An 18366-nucleotide genomic window follows, 5' to 3' on the forward strand; every position below is an offset into this window, starting at 1 on the left:
GGGTCGGCGAGGAGCGCGTTGCCGACCCCGGGTGTTGCATCGGGTCAGCGCATGGACGAGCCGATGCCGATTCCGCCGTCGACGTCGAGCACTACGCCGGTGACGTAACGGGCTTCCGGCGAGCAGAGGTACGCCGCCGCCGCGGCGATGTCCGCAGGGCTGCCCGTGGTACGTGTCGGGATCTTCGCCGTCAGTTTCGCCCTAGCCGCAGGATCCATCGATGCGAGCATCGGCGTCTCCACGAGTCCGGGTGCGATCACGTTGGACGTGACGCCGTTGTGAGCGCCCTCCAACGCGATGGTTCGCGCAAGGCCCACGACGCCGGCCTTTGCGGCAGCGTAGTTCGCCTGACCGAAGTTGCCGCGCCAGCTCATCGACGACAGCGACAGAATTCGTCCGTAGCCACGATCGAACATGTGCGGCAGGACCGCGCGAGCGAGGTAAAATGCGCCGCTAAGGCTGACATCGACAACGTCGCGCCATGCGTCATCGGTGATGTTCGCGACACGACCATCGCGGATGATCCCCGCGTTGTTCACCAGAACATCGACGCGGCCGTATCTGCCGATGACGCCGTCCACCCAATCCGACGCGCTGGTGGACGACGCGACGTTGATCCGATCGGCGCTGGCAGCGCTACCGAAGCGGCTCGTGAGCTCGTCGGCGACGCGTGTGCCGCCGGCGCCGTCTATCTCACCGATGACGACCGTGGCGCCTTCGGATGCGAACCGGCGGGCCATCTCGGCTCCGAGGCCCCTGCCACCACCGGTTACCAGGACCACCTGGCCCGTGAAGCGATTCATTGTCAGACCTTTCTGGAGCTCTTGATTGGCCGGTCCGTCGACGTGCGTTCGCGTAGGAACCGTCGCAGGACCCCCGGCACGTCATGACTGCGCCAGTGCCGTTCGAAGGCCGCGAGCTCTCGGTGTGGATCCGAGTCACGGCGAGCCTGATCGGTCAGAAGTTGCTTGAAGTTCGACTGAGCCGGCCCCGAGGAGGCGCAGAGGACGCTCGCCAACTCATAGGCCGCCTGCTCGAGCCGTGCATCGGGCACGACCGAGTGCAACCATCCCGCCTCCGCTAGCCGGTGCGCCGGCACGAGATCCCCGGTGAGGGCGAGCCATCGGCTCAACGCGGCGCCGACCTTCTCCGGCAGCCGCAAACTGGCGCCGCCGCCGGGCAACAGCCCATTTCGCACGTGGCCGTCCCCGATTTGGGCCGTCTCGGAGGCGAGGGCTACGTCGCAGGCGAGCGCCAGCTCCATCCCACCTGCGACCGCGTGTCCGTGTATCGCGGCGAGTGTCGGTTTCGGCGACGCTTCGAGACGCGTGGCCACCGCGGACACGTCGCGCAGGAACGGAACGGGCGAGCGGCCTTGCTCGTGCAGTGCGAGGAGATGACGCAGATCTGCTCCTGCGCTGAAGCTGCGCCCCGCCCCCAGCAATACGATGCAAGCCGTTTCGGGATCGCCTTCGGCCGCATCCATGGCAGCATCGAGATCCGCTATGAGGGCCGGGTTCAAGGCGTTGCGCACCTGCGGCCGATTGAGGCGCAAAGTCGCGATCGGGCCGTGCTGCTCGGTGGTCAGCGTGGCCGACTGATTGGCCACGCGCTCACCGACCACTGTCGCGAACGCCGAGGCGCTGGCGGAGTTCTCCGCGTCGGACCTTGCCGCTCTCGGTCCTCGGCAGCGCATCCACAGCGTGCAGCCGTCGGGGAAATGCGTGCGCCGCATAGCGTTCCTTGACCCAACGCCGCAGGTCGTCGGCGAGCCCGTGGTCCAGCTCTAGGCCCTCGCGGAGCACGACGAACGCCTCGATGACCTCGCCGCGGACCGGATCCGGCGCGCCGACAACCGCGCACTCGACGATCGCGTCGTGCTGAACGAGTGTCGACTCCACGTCGAACGGCCCGATTCGGTAGCCGGCCATGATGATCACGTCGTCGTCGCGCGACGAGAACCGGAACGTCGTGCGGTCCTGATTCATCGTTGCCGTATCACCTGTCAGGTAGTACCGGCCGTCGTCGACGAACCGCTCCTCGTTGCCACGGCCATCGACGTAGCCCCAGAACGTCATGAACGGGCTGTCCGTGACGCGGATGGCGAGACGCCCTGCCCGACCCGCATCGACCGGCCGCCCGTCATTGTCGAGGACGACGACCGACCAGCCCGGCAGCGCGCCGCCCATGCACTCGTCCCGGATCGGAATCGCGACATCCCGGTGGTGCGCGAAGCCGATCGGCATACCGACCTCGGTCTGCCCGTAGTGATCGTGCACCTCCAAACCCAGAGCCGATCTCGCCCAGTCATTGACGTCAGGCGTCAGGGGTTCTCCGGCACTGGACAGGCGCTCAAGAGCGAGATCATCCGACGAGACGACGGGGCCCCTGGCGAGACTGCGGTACACGGTCGGTGCTGCAGCGAAGTCGGTCACCGCCAGTCGCGCCATCGTCGACCAGGTGCGGTCGGCATCGAAGCCGCCCTGGAGCAGGACCGTGGGGACACCTGCGGCCAGTGGCGCCACGATGGCTGTGTAGAGCCCGTACGCCCAGCCCGGGTCCGCACCACACCAGAAGCTGCCGTCCGGCTGTACGCCGAGCCCGAACTCCAGATACGCCTGCCAGCCCGCCGCGTAGCCGAAGGGGTGCACCACACCCTTCGGAGCACCCGTGGTCCCGGAGGTGAACATGTGCACGAAGGCACCGCCGGGGCCGACCACGGCGGGCGGCGGAGACTCATGCTCGTGAGCGATCTCGGCTGCGAGGGTCCGCTCGCCGTCGATCGCACCGATCACGATGATCCGCCATGGACCGACCGGCACCTTAGGTCGCTGTGCCGCGTCTACGAACACCGCGCGTACTCGGGCGGCCGCCAGCCTCTCCGCGACGGCATCACCTGCAAACGCCGTGAAGAGCGGCACGTAGACCGCACCTGTTCGCCAGATCCCCAGCAGGACGGTGACAAGCTCGACACTCTTGCCCATCAGGCTCGCGACCCGATCCCCTTCACCCACCCCCATCGACGACAGAGCGCCCGCGACATGCTGCGAGGTCTCGGTGAGCTCGCCGTACGACACCTCTGTCAGTACGAGGCTCTCGTCCATCACACGTAGGGCGGTCGCCTCGGCGGGATGCCTGTCGCACAACGTCCACGCGGCGCCTCGGTCCGTCGACCAGAAGCTGTCGCGTATCTCCTCGACCCGAGCATCGACACCGGTCAAAGCCGTCATCAGAGCACTCCCTTGGTGGGTAATCTAGACAGTATTTTCGTACCCCTAAACGTACCTCATACCGATTGAGAGCACCAGCGACCGTGCTAACGTTCCCTCCATGCGAGGGGGACCACGCCAGGGCACCGAGATCCGAACGCCACGCAAGCGGCGCGTCGATACGGACCGCCGGGAGGAGCTACTCGCCCGGGTCGAGGAGATCGTCCTCGCCGAGGGCTTCACGAGTGTGACCGTCGAGGAGCTGTCACAGCGGCTGCGCTGCTCGAAGGCGACGCTGTACAGCATCGCGAGCACCAAGGAGCAGCTCGTCGTTTCCACGGTCAGGCACTTCTTCGCCACGGCCGCGGCCACGATCGAAGAGGCGGTCTCCGCCGAGCCGGACAGCCGCAAGCGAATCAAGACCTACCTCGACGGCGTCGGCAGTGCGATGCGCCGCAACTCTCCAGCGTTCTACGACGACATGGTCTCGTACGGCCCGACGGCCGAGATTTATCGACGCAATACCGCGAGCGCGGCAACTCGCGTGCGCGAACTCATAGACGACGGCGTCGGCAAGGGACACTTCCGCGCAACCGACGGACTCCTCGCAGCACAAGTCGTCGCACTGGCGATCGATGGTGTCCAGTCCGGCGTCGTCCTCGAGGCGACCGGGCTCTCACCAGGCGACGCGTTCGCGGAGCTGGGCGACCTGCTGCTCTACGGCCTCACCCATGCGTCCGGGTAGCGGCGTCCAGGCCGAATCGCCCTACCTGCCCTTTATCCCGTCTCGCCGGGAACTCGATGCTTGCGAGGTTCACGACGGCGAGTCCCTGGTCTGTAAGCGCGTCAGCGGACCGGTCTCGGCTAGGTATCGCCGACTGCATGGCGTGGTGATATCGGACAGCGCGGGGGGCGGGTGTACTGAGACGTCGGTCGCAGACACGAGGTCCGGATGTCGGTGGACGCTACCGAATGGTCACTGGTCGGTTCGCTCCTGCGCCGGGCTTGACGTCCGAGGTACCACCCACCGGCGGACGATGGGCGCTACCACGAGAATCGCGATCATCGTCGTGACCGCCCACACTCCCGTCAGGCCCGCCACGGCGAGCGCGAGCCCGGCGAGAGGCGCGCTCAACGCAGCGGCGAGTCCCATCACGGACTCGCCAATACCCTCCACGTGGGTACGCAGTGGTGGCGCGACGGAAGAGGCCAGCATCGTGCTGCCGCCGACTACGCCGCAATTCCAGCCAACCCCGAGCGCAATCAGCACCGCGCTGGTCGCCCATGCGTTCTCCACGGTGGTGATGGCGCCGGCGATCCCGGTGCAGATCAGGAGGACGATCCCGAACGCAGCGACGGCCGTCGGCCCCGCATGGTCGGCCAGCCAGCCGGTGACGGGCGACGGCGCGAACATGCCGGCGACATGGATGGAGATCACCACGCCAATGAGGGTCAGGGTGTGGCCATGCGCCGTCATCTCCACCGGGGCGACTGTCATCACCGCGACCATGATCAGATTGCTGGCCGCGAGCAGGACCAATGCGAGGCGGACATCGCGAGTGCCCAGGGCGTCAGCGATCTCGCGAAGGGTGGCGCCGCCACGACGAACCGGCGAAGTCGGTCGTGCGATGGCCCGGTCGACGGCCGGGACCGCCAACGCGAGCAGCAGGCCCGCGACACCGAAGGCGACGAGAGCGACCGCGTAGAGGCCGGCCAGTCGCGGCAGACTGAGGGCGGTCATCAGTGCACCGCTGGGGCCGAGCAGGTTGGGGCTCGCGACCGCGCCCAGCGCGGCGGCCGCCAGCACGGTTCCCAATCCCCGTCCGCTCGTGTGCTGACCGCCGAGCTCGGCAGCGGCGTATCGGGTGAGGAAGATCGCGGCGTTGGCGGCGCCCAGAAAGGTGCTACCGAGCAGCAGCAGGATGACGCTGTGTGTCGTCGTCGCGGCAATCGAGACCAGGGCACCGAGCGCACCGACCGCATAGCCGAGCGCAAGACTGCGTGGCCGCCCGGCGCGGGCGCTGCGTCGTGAGATCAACAGCGCGGCAACGGCCGAGCCGGCGACCAGCATGCCCAGAGGGAGACCTGCACCGGCACCGGAGATCAACGCAGCGCCCAGAAGTGCCCCGGTGGTACCACCGGCTGCCAGACCCAGCGCCCCGATCGCGGTAGTCAGGGCGAGCGTGGCGAGCAACAGTTCGGTCTTAGCGGGCAACGTTACGTTCCTCGGTGGACTCGAGCGTGAGCGCGCCCGCACCGCAAACCGCCGGGCAAGTGACCGCACCACCCATGCGATACCGGCTGTCGGATAAGGAAGCTCGTGTAGCGAGGTTGACCGACTCCACCTGCTAGGGGCCCTCGTCGCGCCACAGCTTCACCGCTTGTGCGTGGCTCACGTGGATTCCGATTTCGGTCAGGACAGGATGGAACTGGTCGCGTTCGAGGTTGTCCTCGGTGCTCGTGCCGCCGGGACGTGTCTGCGTGAGACGTCGACCACGCAGCACGCTCAGACGTGCCTCGTCCTTGGCGATGGCGACCAGGTGGTCGCGAAACGGTGAGCTCGGGTGCGATTGGGTGAAGTGGTTGGCCATCGTGATGTCGGAGGCGTGTTGTGGTTCGTCGGTGAAGCTGTAGAGGGTTCGCCATTGCTCGCCGTGTCGCTCAAGCAGCATGCGCTCGCCCGTCGTGCCCTGTTCCAACCGGTAGGTCCAGCCGCCCTGTCGGTGGATCGCTCCGACGTCGTCCCAGGGAAGGGGCCAGAGGAGCCCGCCACCGAAGCCGACGTCGGCGAGCCATTGCTGTTGATCGGAGCGAACGTGCAGCAGCATGTGCGTGCGTGGACGAGGCCGGGCGGCGTCGTGACCGATTCGGGCCAGCAGCCGGTCGACGTCGAAGCCAATACGGTCGAGCGCTGCGGCGAACAGGACGCCGTGTTCATAGCAGTAGCCGCCACGACGGTGCCGAACGAGCTTGTCCTGGACGGCATCGAGGCCGGTCTCGACGCCGCCGCCTTGGCGTACGTCGATGTTCTCGAACGGGATGCGGGCCACGTGCGCTCGGTGTAGGTCCCCGAGTGTCGGACCGGTCACGTCGAGGTCCCCGGGGAACCCGATACGCGCAAGGTAGGCGTCCAGGTCGAGGCGTTCGACCTGCCACTCCCCGGTCACCCCGGGATCCGCTGTCCTGTGATGTTCACGCCGGCGGCAGTGAGTGCGGCGATGGCGGCCTCGTCGCCGTCCGCGTGGGCGTGGACGAAAGCGGTTGCCTCCAGCGGCATGGTGACGTGGTATCCGAGGCGCCGGGCGTCTCGTGCGGTCGCGGATACGCAGACATCAGCGGCGAGTCCGACGACGGTGACGTGTTCGACGTTGGCACGGCGCAGGTGGGCGGCAAGCATGCTGAGCCCGCCGTCACCGGCCTCGCCCGCAACCTGCTCGGCCGTCGAGGTGAGGACGAACCCGGAGAACCCGCCGTTCTTCCCGGGTCCCTTGTCTACAAGGGTGCCCCGCGCGTTGAGGCCCGGGTAGAGGTCGGTCTGACCATCAGGATCGCCCACCGGCAGGTCGATGGGAGCGACGTCCCTGGTGTAGAACACGGGCCGGCCATCGTCGGCCGCCTCCACGACTCGTTCATTGACCGCGGCGACGACTCGGTCCGCCCCCTCGACGGGAAGTCCGGCCGCGGGGTCGACGAAGGCGTTCTGCATGTCGACGACGATGAGTGCGGATCGCATCGTCACGTCCCTGCCGTCGCGCCGGCTGCCGAGAGTTCAGCGGATGACCGTCGGTCGGGTCGCAGCAGCGCGGCGATCCGGGTGACGCGTGCGCCCTGACGGCGTGCCGCCGTGAGAACCGCCTCGCCCGGTGCTCCGCCGCCCGAGGGATGTGCCGTGCCATAGGGGTTGCCGCCGGCAGCGGTGAACGCTTCATGCGTGTAGCCGTTGGGAACGATGATCGCGCCCCAGTGATGCATCGTGTTGTACAACGCCAACAGTGTCGACTCGTTGCCGCCATGGGCGTTTATGGCACTGGTGAATGCCGTCGCGGCCTTGTCCGCAAGGTCACCGGCCGCCCACAGGGCTGCTGTTGTATCGAGGAACTGTTTCAGCTGAGCACTGACATTCCCATACCGCGTCGGCGTGCCGAACGCGTACCCGTCGGCCCAACGCAGATCGTCGTGACCGACCTCCGGGACCTCGGCAGTCGCGTTCAGATGTGCACGCCACTGAGGGTTCGAGTCGATCGCCTCATCGGGGGCGAGCTCTGCGGCTCGACGCAACCGAACCTCCGCCCCCGCACTCCGCGCTCCGTCGGCGACAGCCTGCGCGAGCGCGTACACGTTGCCGGTCGCAGAGTAGTAGACAACCGCAATTCTAGTCATGATCACTCCTCACTCGTGGGTGCCAGTAACTATACATAGTGTATAGTTACTTTCAACGGCCGACCAAACAGGAGGACCGGCAATGAGCAGGGACAGCATCGATGAGCCGAGGACCCAGCGCAGCCGGCGCACCCGTGAGGCACTGCTCACCACCGCCCGCACGATCCTCGAGGAGGGCGGGTTCGACGCATTGACCATGTCCTCGGTCGCGGACCGCGCCGGTGTCACGCGGCGCACCGCGTACCTGCACTTCGACAGCAGGGGCAAGCTCGTGACTGCACTGTTCGACCACAACACAGCGGCCGAAGGCCTGGAAAGATCGCTCGCTCGCGTATGGGACGCGCCCGACGCAGCGACCGCCATCGACGAATGGGCAGCACACTTGGCCCGCTACCACCCTCGGCTCGTCGCCGTGGACCGCGCCATCGAACACGCGCATCGCAGCGACCCTGATGTGGCCGCCCTGCGGGCAAAAGTGGTCGCCGCCAAGCTCGCACACTGCCGACGCCTCGTCCGGTGGCTCGCAGACGAACACAGCCTGGCACCGGACTGGACCACCCGATCCGCCGCCGACATGCTCTACTCCCTGATCTCCACCGACCTCATCGAAGCCCTCACTACCGACCGCGGGTGGTCAAAACAACGCCTCGCTCGCCACCTCGGGGTGACGTTCCGCGCCGCCTTCGTCGCCGACCCCAATCGGACCGCGCAGTGATCACCATCACCGCCATGGCCACGTTCATCGGCGTCGTGCTCCTCGGAGCGGTCTCGCCCGGCCCTGACTTCTTCGTCCTGACCCACCGCACCGCCACATCCGGACGCACCGCCGGACTCGCATGCGCCACGGGGATGGGCACCGGAATCCTCACCTGGGCGATCGCCGTATCGGGCGGCCTCGCGGCACTCGTGTCTGCATCGGTGCCGATGTTCACCGCGGTCAAGCTTGCCGGCGCGGTCTACCTGGTTCTGCTCGGATTGCGCACTTGGCTCCGGCTCTTACACGGCGACGACATCGAGCTCACCGAGACAACCGGAGTCACCACCGGGAGGTGGCGATCGTTTCGCGAGGGCCTGATCTGCAACCTGCTGAATCCCAAGGTCGCCGTGTTCTACCTGGCCCTGATGCCACAATTTGTCCCGCACGGCTCCAGGGCGCCGACAACCATGTTGCTAGCCGTCCTTGCTGCGGCCACCGTGCTCGGCTGGTATCTCCTCGTCACCTATGCCGTGAGCGTCCTGCGCGGGATGCTCACGTCGCGCCGGGTCCGCCGCGGCCTCGACGCCACTACCGGCGCCATACTCATCGGCCTCGGCATCAAGATCGCCAGCACCTAACCCCCGCCGCGTTCGGCCCAGCGGACGTTGTCGTCATTCACAACGCGTCCGGGCAGGCACCGCCAGCCGTTTTACCTCGGCACAGAACGGAGCCCTCAAGTCCACGGCTTACGACGACGGTGACCAGAGTTTCGCCGGCGGGTTGTCCGGCTATGCGCGAACTGGATCGCCGCACGCTTCCTGGACGAGCCCTGAGTACCGTCCCGGTTGGAGAGAAGCTACCTCCGGTAAAGCAGAACCCAGTCGAGGGATCATCGTGGCATCTGCACGGCACCGGAGCACGACAGTCTCGGAGGGGCACCGTATCTGAACGGTGTCTTTAGACTATTCGGCTCCACGCCACTTGATTGAGGTTGAAAGCATGAGTTTCGAGAAGTCCGTCTGGGTGAAAGTCGCCGCCGCGATGATCGGTTCGCTCGTTGTCCTGGCGGCCAGCCCTGCCGTCGCGAGCGAGTCAACAGAGCCTGATTCGCCTCCTCCCACCCAGATGAGCCGAGGAGGCATGGCAATGTTTGGTGAACCTCAGCTCCACAGCGTCTGGGGGAGCATGCCAGACTGCCTGAGAAAGGGAGAGGAAGTACTGCGCTCATTGCCGGAAACATACAGCGGAGAATGCGCGGAAGACTACGTTGACCCGAATTGGCCGTTCACGCTATACATCTATTCGGGTGGAACAGACACGCGAGCGCAACAAGCAGTCAGACGATCGAGCTAATGACTTGGGCTCGCAATCGAAAGATGGCTCGGCCGCACACCACACGGACATTCGCCGAAGCCGACGCCCCCCCAGTGCCGCCAGGTGATCAGGATCCAACCACCGCGAGAGCGGCACCATCACCCTGACACTGGCTTGACGCTAGATTCGGAACAGTTCAGCGGCGTCCGAATCATCCTGAGGCCCGGCAGCAATATGGCAGCGACATGGAATCGGAGCAAGGGATCGTGGGTCCCGCAGCTCGGGTGCGCCGTTTCTTTGCCCACCATCCTGCGTTCTTCGCAGGCGAACAACCGGAGATGAAATATGCGATTCAGACTCATTGGCCCCCTTCTGGCCGTCTCCGCGACAGCGATGACCCTTTCGGTACCCGCCAGCTCTGCAGCCACACCGAGCCCGGGGCTGGAGAATCAGCCGCGTGTCAGTGTGTCCGCTGACGGCTGGGACAGATGTCCGCACGGCAACCTTTGCCTGTTTGACCTCCCAAATGGCGAAGGGGATTTTCTTGCATATTCGTCGGCGACCGGGGTTCCTGCCCTCGGCGCTTGGGACAATCGGATCAGCTCCGTCTGGAACCGCAGTCCTTACTATGCGGACACCTTCCGCAACCCGGATTTCCAAGGTGAAATGACGTCGTGGGATCGCTATGGGATGCCAGTCAATTTGTCCATCCCGGGCTCGGACAATTCAATCTCGTCCTTTCAGCTTCGACTGTAACTGACGACGACCGACGCGCTTATGTGTCAGCGCTGGCGACAACGGCACACGAGGGGGCCGACGACCCGATCGCCGATCCACGTCAAAGAGTCGAACTTCTTGCCGCATTCGCCAGCCGGTTTCGATCGCTGCTCGCAACGGTCATCGTCGGCACCGAGCCAGACCTCGCCACGGTAATCCGAGAGGCCACGATCGGGCCACCGTACGAAGCGAACCGTGCCCGACTACACGGCGTCCTCGGCGATACGCCAGGACTGGCCACCCGAGCCGACATCGGCCCCGCATTGATATTGCTCGACCTACTCGTTCACGGCCAGACCCATCGAGCCAGCGGATCCGCGACGAGATCCTCCCACTCGTGCTCGACGCGTCACCAGTAGACGGTCACTGACAGATACCGGATGACCACTGAACTCAAGCCGGGGTCTGTCAGGATGACCGGTGGATGCGACTTTGCGGGTCTCGTCGGGGGTCGATCCCGCCGGGAGCGAAGGTGACGACGTCATTGTCGCGTCCGGGGACGAGTAGTGTCTGTCGCATGCAGCCGACGTCCGGTCGTTCCGTTCGTCTGGAGGACGTTGCGCGACGAGCAGGGGTCTCGACCGCGACGGTGTCGCATGCGTTGAGAGGCGTCGGCCGGATGTCGGAGGCGACCCGAACCCGGGTACGCGCCGTGGCGCTCGACATGGGATACCAGCCGAACTCGGCGGCCCGGCGTCTCGCGGGTGGACGTGTCGGCCTGATCGCGGTCGCGTTCTCGCTGCCCGGAGAACTGCCGGTGGCACTCACCGACGTGGACTACTTCAGCAAGGCGATCCGAGCTGCGACGACTCGGGCGCACGAGCGGGACTACGCACTCGTCGTCGCCCCACCGAGGCCGCATGACACGCTGTGGGCTCGCGTGCCGCTGGACGGCGTAGTCGTGTTCGACCCGGTGGCCGGCGATCCGTTGCTGGACGAGCTCCGATCGCGTGATGTGCCGCTCGTACTGAGCGGACGCGACCCGGCGGGAAGTGACGACTACAGCGTCGACAACGATCACCTCACCGCTACGCTCACGGTGCTCGATCACCTCGCCGAGCGAGGCGCACGCAGGATCGCCTTATTGGCGGGTGATCTGGGCGATTCTTTCACCGCCGACTGCGTCGAGGCGTACCGATGTTGGTGCCAGAGGCACCAGGTCGAGCAGCTCGTGACGACGGCGCCGTTCGGCCGGTTCGCTGATGTCGATGCGGTCGACCCGGTACTTGCAACAGTCGCGCCACCGGATGCGGTCTACGCCATCGTCGACGTGTTGGGGGCCTCGGTGCTCGAGGCGGCCGCTCGGCGCGGCGTGCGAGTACCGGGCGACCTCCTCGTAGCGGTTGCGGGCGACCGGTTGTCAGATACGTCGGTTGCGTTGACGATGTTGGAGCTCGATCCCGCGCGTACGGCGACCGAGGCCGTCGACGTCCTGATCGAGCTGATCGAGGGGCAGCAACCGTCCGATCGAGATCGGCTGATCCCTACTCGGTTGGTGGAGCGGGAGTCCACGTCGTACCTCGAGGTCGGGATAGGATAGCTGTCAGGACCTCGCGTGCGGCGCGTTCGCCGCTCTCGACTCCGCCGTTGAGATAGCCCTGGCTATGGGTCGAGGTGTGTTCGCCGGCAAAGTGCACACCACACTCGGCCTTTCCTAGGTATCCCCAGTAACGGGTGTACTGCCCGGGCAGGAAGGCCGCGTACGAGCCGCGAACCCACGGGTCGTCGACCCACGAGTCGAGCCACGAACGGCCGTTGTACGCGTCCGCGATGCCAGGAACGCCCTGCTCGAATGCTGCGAGGTTTGCGGGCTCATCCCAATCGGGGGTGTAGGAGTTGGGGTCTGAAGCCGCCGGTCTCGAGCAGGCTTCGGGCGATGTAGTTGGTCAGGTTGCGGAACCCGAGTGCGGAGCCGCGCAGGTGTTCGAGCCGTCCGTTGAGCGCCTCGGTCGGCCCGTTGCTGGTGCCGGGTCGTTCGAAGTAGGCGAGCACGTCAGCGGCTCGCTTCTTCAGGGTCCGGCCCAGGGTGGTGAGCTCGGTGAGCACCTTGGGGACGCCGGCGCTGAGGTCGGTGATCAGCTTCTCCATGAGCTCGCGGCCACGTTGCCGGTCCTCGTGGCGATAGGCGGCGATCATGCGCTGGTAGACACCCCAGGTCGCCTCGACCTCGACGTGAGCGTCATCAACGAACAGCGCGCGTAGCCTGTCGCTCTGCTTGTCGGTGAGCAGGTCCGCGCCGGTGTGCAGCGTGCGCCGCGACTTGTAGAGCGGGTCGTCCCTGAACCCACGGTGCCCGTGGATCGCGAGTTGGACCCGGCGCCGGCACCTGTCGAGGGCGTCACCGGCCAGGCGCACGACGTGGAAGGGATCCATCACCGTGACCGCGTCCGGGATCTCCTCTGCAGCGGCGGTCTTGAACCCGGTGAAGCCGTCCATCGCGACCACCTCGACCGCGTCACGGAAGGCGTCGTCGCGGTCGGCGAGCCAGGTCTTGAACGCCGCCTTCGACCGGCCCTCGACCATGTCCAGCAGCCTTGCTGGGCCGGCGCCATCGCGAACCGGGGTGAGGTCGATGATCACGGTGACGTACTTGTCGCCACGCCTGGTGTGGCGCCAGACGTGCTCATCGACGCCAATGACCTTCACGCCCTCGAACCGCGTGGGGTCGTTGATCAGCAGCCGCTTGCCTTCAGCCAGGACCGCGTTGTTGGCGGTGTCCCACGCGACCCCGAGTCCCTCGGCGACACGGGCGACGGTGAGGTGTGCGACCACGATCCCTTCCAGCGCCCACCGCAGCCCGGTGCGCGAGAGCTTCGCGCGTGGCTCCGCCGCGGCGCTGGTGTCTTGGCGCCACACGTGTCCGCAGTCGGCACAGCGGTAGCGGCGCACTACAACTTCCAGCACGGTCGGTCGCCAGCCCAGCGGCTCGTGGGCCAACCGCCGGATCACGGTGTCACGAGCAGCGCCTTCGCTGCCGCACCGTCGGCACCACTGATCTGGTTCCACCACGCGGCACGCGAGGACCGCACGATCCGGCTCAAGTTGTTGTCCGGTCACGCTCAGACCGAGGCCGTCGAGTCGAGCGAAGGCGGTCAGGTCAGGGCGGCCGAAGCCGGCAGGCGGGGTAGCGTCGGACACGTCGAGGTCTTTCGGATGGATGGCGTAGGAACCTCCGTCGTCGGGAGACCTCGACGTCTATCTGCGGACCGACGCGCCCGGCCGACCTACACCGTCATCTGAGAAGACCCCTGAAACGTCTTCGCCGACGACGGGGCCGGCGAGGAGGAGGGCGCGGTGAGCTAAAAGAATGGAGCTTGCTCGGCTTCGACGCCGCCGCAAGCTCCGGTGAAACGGTCGGTACTGGTCGGTCGTCGTCGGTCACCACCGGATGGCGGCGTCCTCCACGCTCGGCGTTTGCGCAGGTCAGCGGCTCGTTCGCCCGGTGGGCGCATCAAGCGATAGACGCAAAGCCGACGTGATTAGGTCGTCGGTTCGATTCCGACAGGCGGCTCTGGCGAACAGCCCCTGGCCTGCGGAAACGCAGGGCAGGGGCGGTTCGGTTCTGGTGGTCGCGCGATGCGCTGGCCTCACGGCTCTGCCCGACACCGACGTCGCTCTCCTCTGCGACGGACCCCTCGCCGGCTGAGCGCTCGCGGCCGGCATCCTGTCCGTGTGCCGATAGGCCTCGCACCGCTCGGCAACGCAGCGTGGCGTTGCGTCGCGACCTGGCGACGGCTCGGCGGGGCGCGATCGTCTCGTGCGTTGGCGGACTACGGGAGCTTGGACGCGAGGACGTCGGCCGCCAGGATCTCGGGTGCTGCGCCGAGGAGGTGCTGGTTGGCCATCAGGGCTGCGACGATGGCGCCGTTGGCGTGGGCGTCGCGAGCGGCTTCGTCGGGGAATGCATCGAAGATCCAGAAGGTGTCGGCGTGGGTTCTAGCCGCGAACCAGACAATCGTTCCTACTTCTTCGTTGGCGAGTGCGACAGCGCCGGCGAGCAGATCGGCGACCGCGTCGTGCTGTCCATCGGCCGCGACGATCTTGGCGACGAAGGCATACGGAAGTGATGCGGGTGTGGACATGAGGGACTCTCCTTGACGTCGGGGTTCTTCGTGGGACGAGTTCAGCGTATGACGAGCGAGGGCCGATGGGGAGTGGCGTATACGGCAGTATTGCTATTGTTTACGTCATGCGTATCGGACTGATCGCGATCGACGGCTGCTTCGGTTCGGCTATCGCGTCGATCATCGACATCGTGCGGGTGGCCGACGGAGCCCGCGGCGATGTCGACCCGCGGATCAACCCGATCGAACTCGCCATCCTCGGACCGAAACGGCGAGTGACCACGACGGCATCGATGACCCTGTCGGTTGACCACCCGCTGTCGGAGTCCGCAGAGTTCGACGTGGTCGTCGTCCCTGCGCTTGGAACCCTTACGGCCGCCGCTACCAACGACGTCCTCCAGAGCCGAGATGCTCGTTCGGTCATCGCCTCGCTCGGGCGCCTCGACGAGGCGACCACCCGGATCGCCGCGGCGTGCACCGGCGTGTTCGCTGTCGCCGAGACCGGACGGATGCATCATCGGAGGGCGACGACCAGCTGGTTCCTGGGGCCGGAGTTCCTGAAGCGCTATCCGACCGTCGCCCTCGATCTCGACACCATGGTCGTGGTCGACGGGAACCTCGTCACCGCCGGCGCCGCGTTCGCCCACATCGACCTCGCGCTCTCACTCGTGCGATCGATCAGCCCCGACCTGGCCCAACATGTCGCCAAGCTCCTCATCATCGACGAGCGTCCGTCGCAGGCGGCCTTCGTCGCCTACGAACATCTCCGGCACGAGGACCCGATCGTCGTCGAGTTCGAACGCTTCGTGCGCGCCCGCCTGGACGAACCGTTCAACGTCGCCTTCGTCGCGCAGTCGCTCGGCACCAGCCGGCGCACCCTCGAACGACGAGTCCGTGCGGCGCTCAACCTCACTCCGCTCGGCTTCGTCCAACGGCTTCGCATCGAACGAGCTCGGCACCTCTCAGCAACCACGGACTTCACCTCCGCCGAGATCGCGCTACGGGTCGGCTACGCGAACGCCGAGACTCTGCGCTCCCTCCTGCGCAGGGAGCGACGCCGTTCCTGACCTATCGCCATGCCTGTAGCCGGTGTCCTAGCGCTCGACTGGAACCACCTCTCAGCACGTCGCGTCGACGCTCCTGCGTCGCCCCTGGACTACCCACTCGACACGCCCGCAGCACAGCCCATGTGACGTGCCCCGGCTTCCCGGACGGTCGGGGTTGGTGGCTGTGATGTCGCTGCGTTCTCGTCGAGAGGGTCAGCAGACCCGATCAGAGCCGATTGGGATGAGCCGCGAAGGCGGTTAGGTCAGGGCGGCCGAAGCCGGCCGGCGGGGTAGCGTCGGTCACGTCGAGGTCTTTCGGATGGATGGCGTAGGAACCTCCGTCGTCGGGAGACCTCGACGTCTATCTGCGGACCGACGCTCCCGGCCGACCTACACCCTCATCTGGGAAGAGCCCCCAAACCGTGCAGCACCTGCAGGGCCCGGCGCGTGGCCTGGACCACGCCGCGTGTCGACTTCTGCTATCACTGCCTGCCCGGTGGACCGTTCGAGCCACCGCCCTGTCGTCGCTGCGGCGGAACCCCTGGATACGAGTACTACTCCCAAGGACTTTGCGAGCGCTGCCACAACGCTGCCTCGCAACGCCTCGAATCGTGTCGGGACTGTCTGGCATGGGGTGTGATCCGCAAGCACAAATGGCTGTGCTGGCGCTGTCACAGCTGGCGTCAACGACTTCCTCGCGACGCCTGCCGGATCTGCCGGCGCACCGACCAGCCGGTCACCGAAGCCCATGTGTGCAACCTGTGCGACCGGCAGATGGTGATCCATCTCGGCAGCACCGTCGAACAGGCCAACCTCCACGGGCAGCAGCTCTATCTGGCCAACATCGCCTGGCCTGCTACCCGGCCCCTCACCGGCAACGTCCGCGGGGCCAGCAAGCCACGTACTCCGCGCCGCGACCCGGGACACGGTTCGGTCGAATTCTCCCCGATCGAACAGCTCCAGCTGGTCTTGTTCGAGATGCCACGTGACCTGGCCGCCGCCCGCGCCAAGGGACCTTGGGCTGACCCGCCCGACGCCAAGATGGCCGCGTTCCTCGACGCCGCGGTCCTCGACCACGCCCGCCGGCACGGCTGGGCAAAGTCCACGGTCAAACGCACCCGGCTCGCGATGCGTGTCCTGCAACTCATGCAGGACACTCCCGGTTCCATGCTGCTGGCCAGCGACGCGATGCAGCTGCAGACGATCGGGTTGACCGCGATCCCGGTCATCGACGTCGCCACGGCCGCCGGTGTGATGCTCGACGACCGTCAACCCGCAATCCATGCATGGTTCGCTACGACTGTCGCCGGGCTGCCCGAGCAGATGCGCACCGATCTGACCGAGTGGTTCGACGTCATGGTCAACGGCTCGACCACCCCGCCGCGGCGGCACCCTCGCGACCACACAACTGTCCGGGTCCACCTGCGCTGGGCAATGCCTGCACTCAGCATCTGGGCCGAGCAGGGTCACCAGTCGCTGCGCGAGATCACCTCGGCCGATATCCGCGCCATCCTCCCGACCTCGGGCAACCCGCGCTCGACCATGGGTGCCGGACTCCGCTCGATCCTCACCCTGCTCAAGGCCCGCAAGATCCTCTTCGTCAACCCGATCGCCCGCATCCAGACTGGAAGCTACGAACGGCGCGATCCGCTGCCGGCACACGCCGACAAGATCCGAGAGGCCTTGCTCTCGCCCGACCCAGCCTGCGCCTCGCTGGCCGCCCTGGCCACCTTCCACGGCCTGCGCGCCGGCGAACTGCGAAACCTGCACCTGACCGATCTCAACGCCAACCGCGTCCACGTGGGCGGGCGGAACATCCTGCTCGCCGAACCCGTCCGCGTCCGGCTCGCTGCGTGGCTCGACCACCGCAACCGACGATGGCCCCACACCGCCAACCCGCACGTGTTCCTCAACCACCGCAACTCCAGCCGCGCCACCCCGGTCGGGCCACGCTGGCTCACCCTCACAACAGGGATCCCCATCCAAGACATGCGAGAAGACCGCATCCTGCACGAAGCCCGCGCAACCAGCGGCGACGTCCGCCGCATCTGCGACCTGTTCGGACTCACCGTCGAAGCAGCCCTGCGCTACCTGCCCCCGGCCGAACTCGACGACCAGGAGTCCTCCTGACACACCCCGACCGCCCCGAGTTCGCGAACCCGTAACCATATAAGCGATCTGTGCGAGGCTAGACACGTCAGTTCCCACCCTCAAACACCTCAGAATTCGCGAACTCACCCGAGGTCTCGACGAAATGCTCGACCGGCCCGGTCGAGGTCTGGGTGACCGACAGGTCGATGCCCGGGATCAACGACACCGCGGTGCCGGTGACCGTGACACTTGCTTTTTCGGCGTCGAGGTCGACCGTCACGTGCACATCAGTCAGGCTGCCCTCCGACAGCCAATCCGCGTACTCGTAGGCCGTTCGTGAGGCCTGCTCACTGGAACCGCCGATCCGGCGAGCGTCGGCGGCACCTTCCTCCGCGGCCGCCTGCGCGACGCGTTGTGCGTCGATGCGCAGGTAGGCCTGGATGACCATCATCAGCATCAACAGCAGCACCGGGACGACGATCATGAACTCGATCGTCGTGAATCCGCGCTCCCTGTGGTGTTTGCCCATGATGGTCCGCTCCGCCCGTGGCTAGGACCGGCCTGTGAGCTCAGCGATCGTCTTGGGAAGGTCTTCCTTCTTGTCGTTGAACATCGACCTCACGATCAGCCCGGCCGCGACGGCCAGGGTCAGGATCACGCCGGCGAGGATCAGCCACTCCAGCACCGTGAACCCGGACTCGTCGTCGCGCTGGCGTGCTCGGGTGAGCTCGTACCTCGACGTGACGTAGGCCCGCCACACATTCAGCTCGTCCATTGGGAACCACTTC

19 protein-coding genes are annotated in these 18366 nt (G+C 66.5%); 7 read left to right on the forward strand and 12 right to left on the reverse strand.

Annotation, left to right across the window (positions count from 1 at the left end):
* Positions 1-44 precede the first annotated feature (44 nt).
* Genes L0C25_RS04300 through L0C25_RS04310 form a run of 3 tightly spaced genes read right to left on the reverse strand, consistent with a single transcriptional unit; the run spans position 45 to position 3230 of the window.
* The gene (locus tag L0C25_RS04300) at positions 45-803 is read right to left on the reverse strand and encodes an SDR family NAD(P)-dependent oxidoreductase (RefSeq protein ID WP_271635186.1); all 759 of its coding nucleotides are present in this window, start codon (positions 801-803) and stop codon (positions 45-47) included.
* A 2-nt stretch (positions 804-805) separates the two neighbouring features.
* Positions 806-1609, reverse strand: coding sequence for an enoyl-CoA hydratase/isomerase family protein (locus tag L0C25_RS04305; protein ID WP_271635188.1), 804 nt, complete (start codon positions 1607-1609; stop codon positions 806-808).
* Between the two features lie 4 nt (positions 1610-1613).
* Complete coding sequence (locus L0C25_RS04310) at positions 1614-3230, reverse strand: AMP-binding protein (protein WP_271635189.1); 1617 nt, start codon at positions 3228-3230, stop codon at positions 1614-1616.
* Positions 3231-3330: 100 nt separating this feature from the next.
* Here L0C25_RS04310 and L0C25_RS04315 point away from each other — a divergent pair, with 100 nt between their 5' ends.
* Positions 3331-3954: a TetR/AcrR family transcriptional regulator gene (locus tag L0C25_RS04315; RefSeq protein WP_271635191.1), complete on the forward strand. Its 624-nt coding sequence runs from the start codon at positions 3331-3333 to the stop codon at positions 3952-3954.
* 231 nt (positions 3955-4185) lie between these two features.
* Here the strand turns inward: L0C25_RS04315 and L0C25_RS04320 are convergent, their stop codons facing one another.
* The 4 genes from L0C25_RS04320 to wrbA form a co-directional block, all read right to left on the reverse strand.
* Complete coding sequence (locus L0C25_RS04320; RefSeq protein ID WP_271635192.1) at positions 4186-5424, reverse strand: MFS transporter; 1239 nt, start codon at positions 5422-5424, stop codon at positions 4186-4188.
* Between the two features lie 133 nt (positions 5425-5557).
* Positions 5558-6376 (reverse strand): arylamine N-acetyltransferase family protein, encoded by an 819-nt coding sequence (locus tag L0C25_RS04325; protein ID WP_271635194.1) that lies wholly within the window; start codon positions 6374-6376, stop codon positions 5558-5560.
* Positions 6373-6942 carry a cysteine hydrolase family protein gene (locus tag L0C25_RS04330; RefSeq protein ID WP_271635195.1) on the reverse strand — a complete coding sequence of 190 codons (570 nt, stop codon included), beginning with the start codon at positions 6940-6942 and terminating at the stop codon, positions 6373-6375. The genes L0C25_RS04325 and L0C25_RS04330 overlap by 4 nt, the downstream gene beginning before the upstream one ends.
* Before the next feature lie 2 nt (positions 6943-6944).
* A complete protein-coding gene (wrbA, locus tag L0C25_RS04335; protein WP_271635197.1) occupies positions 6945-7589 on the reverse strand; it encodes an NAD(P)H:quinone oxidoreductase in 645 nt (214 codons plus the stop codon).
* Between the two features lie 82 nt (positions 7590-7671).
* On the opposite strand from wrbA, the gene L0C25_RS04340 reads away from it, so the two are divergent.
* The 4 genes from L0C25_RS04340 to L0C25_RS04350 all read left to right on the forward strand — a co-directional run bounded on the left by L0C25_RS04340 (position 7672) and on the right by L0C25_RS04350 (position 11917).
* Positions 7672-8304, forward strand: a complete 633-nt coding sequence (locus L0C25_RS04340) for a TetR/AcrR family transcriptional regulator (RefSeq protein ID WP_271635199.1) — start codon at positions 7672-7674, stop codon at positions 8302-8304.
* 14 nt (positions 8305-8318) lie between these two features.
* Positions 8319-8924, forward strand: a complete 606-nt coding sequence (locus tag L0C25_RS04345) for a LysE family translocator (RefSeq protein WP_271635200.1) — start codon at positions 8319-8321, stop codon at positions 8922-8924.
* Positions 8925-9993: 1069 nt separating this feature from the next.
* Complete coding sequence (locus L0C25_RS24145) at positions 9994-10356, forward strand: peptidase inhibitor family I36 protein (protein WP_408641692.1); 363 nt, start codon at positions 9994-9996, stop codon at positions 10354-10356.
* 538 nt (positions 10357-10894) lie between these two features.
* Entirely contained in the window at positions 10895-11917 is a 1023-nt protein-coding gene (locus tag L0C25_RS04350; protein ID WP_271635201.1) for a LacI family DNA-binding transcriptional regulator, read from the forward strand.
* Here L0C25_RS04350 and L0C25_RS24150 read toward each other — a convergent pair.
* The 3 genes from L0C25_RS24150 to L0C25_RS04360 form a co-directional block, all read right to left on the reverse strand.
* A complete protein-coding gene (locus tag L0C25_RS24150; protein WP_408641693.1) occupies positions 11862-12149 on the reverse strand; it encodes an FAD-dependent oxidoreductase in 288 nt (95 codons plus the stop codon). The genes L0C25_RS04350 and L0C25_RS24150 overlap by 56 nt on opposite strands.
* 40 nt (positions 12150-12189) lie before the next feature.
* Positions 12190-13515, reverse strand: a complete 1326-nt coding sequence (locus tag L0C25_RS04355; RefSeq protein ID WP_271635202.1) for an ISL3-like element ISPfr2 family transposase — start codon at positions 13513-13515, stop codon at positions 12190-12192.
* Between the two features lie 632 nt (positions 13516-14147).
* Positions 14148-14459, reverse strand: coding sequence for a putative quinol monooxygenase (locus L0C25_RS04360; protein WP_076807938.1), 312 nt, complete (start codon positions 14457-14459; stop codon positions 14148-14150).
* Between the two features lie 107 nt (positions 14460-14566).
* On the opposite strand from L0C25_RS04360, the gene L0C25_RS04365 reads away from it, so the two are divergent.
* Complete coding sequence (locus L0C25_RS04365; protein WP_271635203.1) at positions 14567-15508, forward strand: GlxA family transcriptional regulator; 942 nt, start codon at positions 14567-14569, stop codon at positions 15506-15508.
* A gap of 753 nt (positions 15509-16261) precedes the next feature.
* Positions 16262-17617, forward strand: a complete 1356-nt coding sequence (locus L0C25_RS04370; RefSeq protein ID WP_271635204.1) for a site-specific integrase — start codon at positions 16262-16264, stop codon at positions 17615-17617.
* A 67-nt stretch (positions 17618-17684) separates the two neighbouring features.
* Here L0C25_RS04370 and L0C25_RS04375 read toward each other — a convergent pair whose 3' ends face one another.
* Positions 17685-18107 (reverse strand): TadE family protein, encoded by a 423-nt coding sequence (locus L0C25_RS04375; RefSeq protein ID WP_271635205.1) that lies wholly within the window; start codon positions 18105-18107, stop codon positions 17685-17687.
* Between the two features lie 21 nt (positions 18108-18128).
* Complete coding sequence (locus tag L0C25_RS04380) at positions 18129-18353, reverse strand: FeoB-associated Cys-rich membrane protein (RefSeq protein ID WP_271635206.1); 225 nt, start codon at positions 18351-18353, stop codon at positions 18129-18131.
* Positions 18354-18366 lie beyond the last annotated feature (13 nt).

It is taken from the genome of Solicola gregarius (assembly GCF_025790165.1).
GTDB classification, from domain to species: domain Bacteria; phylum Actinomycetota; class Actinomycetes; order Propionibacteriales; family Nocardioidaceae; genus Solicola; species Solicola gregarius.

What these genes read in the sequence shown, in the direction of transcription:
- L0C25_RS04380 (WP_271635206.1), bottom strand. Translation starts at nt 18,353, where the DNA reads ATGGACGAGCTGAATGTGTGGCGGGCCTACGTCACGTCGAGGTACGAG.
- L0C25_RS04350 (WP_271635201.1), top strand. Translation starts at nt 10,895, where the DNA reads ATGCAGCCGACGTCCGGTCGTTCCGTTCGTCTGGAGGACGTTGCGCGA.
- L0C25_RS04375 (WP_271635205.1), bottom strand. Translation starts at nt 18,107, where the DNA reads ATGGGCAAACACCACAGGGAGCGCGGATTCACGACGATCGAGTTCATG.
- L0C25_RS24145 (WP_408641692.1), top strand. Translation starts at nt 9,994, where the DNA reads ATGACCCTTTCGGTACCCGCCAGCTCTGCAGCCACACCGAGCCCGGGG.
- L0C25_RS04370 (WP_271635204.1), top strand. Translation starts at nt 16,262, where the DNA reads ATGGTGATCCATCTCGGCAGCACCGTCGAACAGGCCAACCTCCACGGG.
- L0C25_RS04300 (WP_271635186.1), bottom strand. Translation starts at nt 803, where the DNA reads ATGAATCGCTTCACGGGCCAGGTGGTCCTGGTAACCGGTGGTGGCAGG.
- L0C25_RS04340 (WP_271635199.1), top strand. Translation starts at nt 7,672, where the DNA reads ATGAGCAGGGACAGCATCGATGAGCCGAGGACCCAGCGCAGCCGGCGC.
- L0C25_RS04315 (WP_271635191.1), top strand. Translation starts at nt 3,331, where the DNA reads ATGCGAGGGGGACCACGCCAGGGCACCGAGATCCGAACGCCACGCAAG.
- L0C25_RS04360 (WP_076807938.1), bottom strand. Translation starts at nt 14,459, where the DNA reads ATGTCCACACCCGCATCACTTCCGTATGCCTTCGTCGCCAAGATCGTC.
- L0C25_RS04310 (WP_271635189.1), bottom strand. Translation starts at nt 3,230, where the DNA reads ATGACGGCTTTGACCGGTGTCGATGCTCGGGTCGAGGAGATACGCGAC.
- wrbA (WP_271635197.1), bottom strand. Translation starts at nt 7,589, where the DNA reads ATGACTAGAATTGCGGTTGTCTACTACTCTGCGACCGGCAACGTGTAC.
- L0C25_RS04365 (WP_271635203.1), top strand. Translation starts at nt 14,567, where the DNA reads ATGCGTATCGGACTGATCGCGATCGACGGCTGCTTCGGTTCGGCTATC.
- L0C25_RS04345 (WP_271635200.1), top strand. Translation starts at nt 8,319, where the DNA reads ATGGCCACGTTCATCGGCGTCGTGCTCCTCGGAGCGGTCTCGCCCGGC.
- L0C25_RS04330 (WP_271635195.1), bottom strand. Translation starts at nt 6,942, where the DNA reads ATGCGATCCGCACTCATCGTCGTCGACATGCAGAACGCCTTCGTCGAC.